This is a genomic window from Acinetobacter sp. YH12151, from assembly GCF_013418355.1.
GTDB lineage: Bacteria > Pseudomonadota > Gammaproteobacteria > Pseudomonadales > Moraxellaceae > Acinetobacter > Acinetobacter pseudolwoffii.
The window spans coordinates 1-1,987 of record NZ_VPCG01000103.1 but is presented as its reverse complement, the minus strand read 5'-3'; the positions used below and the strand labels follow the sequence as shown (position 1 = coordinate 1,987).

The 1,987-nt window shown below is 37.2% G+C and carries 2 protein-coding genes and 2 pseudogenes; all 4 read left to right on the top strand.

All coding sequences use genetic code 11. The features are described from left to right. Positions 1-114: pseudogene (locus tag FTU82_RS15925) on the top strand (IS5/IS1182 family transposase); the annotation flags it as partial. Positions 115-277: 163 nt separating this feature from the next. Continuing rightward, a complete protein-coding gene (locus tag FTU82_RS15920; RefSeq protein ID WP_180000747.1) occupies positions 278-727 on the top strand; it encodes a universal stress protein in 450 nt (149 codons plus the stop codon). Positions 728-802: 75 nt separating this feature from the next. Beyond that, positions 803-913, top strand: a pseudogene (locus FTU82_RS15915) (IS5/IS1182 family transposase); the annotation flags it as partial. A 147-nt stretch (positions 914-1,060) separates the two neighbouring features. After that, the gene (locus FTU82_RS15910) at positions 1,061-1,375 is read left to right on the top strand and encodes a monooxygenase (RefSeq protein WP_071852326.1); all 315 of its coding nucleotides are present in this window, start codon (positions 1,061-1,063) and stop codon (positions 1,373-1,375) included. Positions 1,376-1,987 lie beyond the last annotated feature (612 nt).

Here is a 1,987-nt window from a genome sequence, read left to right as displayed (position 1 = left end):
GATAAACTCAGTGCAAGGAGTTTTGATAGCCAAGTGAATGAGATCCATGTACGTGTAGCAGTCCTTAACAGATTTACGGAATTAGGTCGACCACTTACCCAAGTTACGCCTTAAATTTGGCTCAATTCGGGGCGCTTTGCATTTCAAATCTTTGTGCAACAAAGCCGTTAAGTAGTATTCCGGATAAATTTGATATTGTTTAATGCTTTAAATTGAAGCGCTAACATGCTTATGTTATCTATAACTGAATAGAAAGTTCGTATTTGGAGCATTATCGATGTCATACCAGAATATTTTAGTACCAGTTGATGGTTCAAAAGTTTCATTCTCCGCGGTAAAACATGCGGTCGAAATTGCTCAGGTATTCGATAGCAGATTGACCTTCATCAGTCTGGTTTCTGAAGATCCATTTACAGATGCAGATTTCTATTATTATTATGTCTCTGCTCCAATGAAAGAACACTTTATTCAAGCTTATGCGAATGCAGAAGAGGTATTAAAACAAGCAAGTGAAATTGCATATGCAGCGGGCGTTCAAGTTGAAACTAAAGTCCTAAAAAGTGTAGTGTTTGAAGAAAGTATTGTGAAAACTGCCAAACAGATACAGGCTGATCTCATTGTGATGGGATCGCATGGTCGCAGAGGTTTTAAAAAATGGAGACTCGGAAGTGTGGCCACAGCTGTACTTCGCTCAACCGAATTACCAGTGATGATCATGAAATATTAGGGTGTGTTGACATTTTAGCTTAACAAATAGCGAAGTAGTAAAATCAAATCTTCAAACCTAATTTCACTATTCGATATGCCTCGTACCATGCTGAAAGATCAACACTGGCAAAATTTAAAAGTTATTCTGCGTAATTTATCCATTCATCATAATTCAAATTTACTTAATTTTATTGAAGCTATTCTCATAGTTTTAATTATAAATAGTAAATATCAACGGTGCCTAGTAAATTCAAAAATTTTTAATAGTCAATTTTAGGACTAATTTTTCTTTAAAATCATTAGAAAAATGCTAGAGTATGAAGATTGCTATTGGACGGTAGAGGATAAAACCATGGCTGTTATTCTTCAGGTAGACTTTCCGACGCCAGGCCCATTTGGAGAAGAGATGAGTCGCGCCTATCAAACACTTGCAGAAAGTATTAATCAGGAAGCTGGCATGATCTGGAAAATATGGACAGAAAATAGCGATGCTCAGGAAGCAGGGGGAATTTACCTGTTTGATAGTCAAGATAATGCAGAAAAGTATTTAAAAATGCATACTGCACGCCTGAAAAATTTTGGAATAAAAGATATTCGGGGGAAAATTTTCCAAATTAATTTACCACTGTCTGCTATTAATCAATCCCACTTCATTGTGCAACTTTGACTTTGGTCGGTCTGGAAGCAAGATACTATCTCATCCCACTTCCTACCTAAATTAATCTCTGTTGCATTTCGTCTGAGAATCCAAGCAATAAAAAACCCTGACATCCTGCCAGGGTTTTTTACAGTGCGATCTTTGGTAGCTGCTATTCTACCCTCACTATCCTAGTGTTAGAACTTATCGTTGTTGTTTTCTGTTCCGGAACTTCCTGTTCCTGCATGATTTCATCATAAGTAAAAAAGCACAGATCCCCTAGCCGCAAAATCCCTAAATGTCTGTGCGCCAGGGCGTACAAAAAAGGCTAAAAGTTGTCCCGCTTTTATCTACAGAAATTGGGGATAACTTTTCCCCTAGAGATCTGATGGAATCAGGAAAAATTCTAAAACTGTCCTAGATAAATAGATGAGCTAATTAACCAACACATTCGGCTCATTAGTTGAGTTGAATGTATGCTATATTCAACTCATCTTAGATTTTTAGAGAAAGATGGCTTTGTTGCACAAAGCTATTCTTGAGGGCTTCTTTAGCAATATAATTTCCAGATGAAGAAGCCTGCACCTAAAACTTACCGTACAACCAATTGGTCCTCGTATAACCAAGCTTTAATCAAGCGAG

What these genes read in the sequence shown, in the direction of transcription:
- FTU82_RS15920 (WP_180000747.1), top strand. Translation starts at nt 278, where the DNA reads ATGTCATACCAGAATATTTTAGTACCAGTTGATGGTTCAAAAGTTTCA.
- FTU82_RS15910 (WP_071852326.1), top strand. Translation starts at nt 1,061, where the DNA reads ATGGCTGTTATTCTTCAGGTAGACTTTCCGACGCCAGGCCCATTTGGA.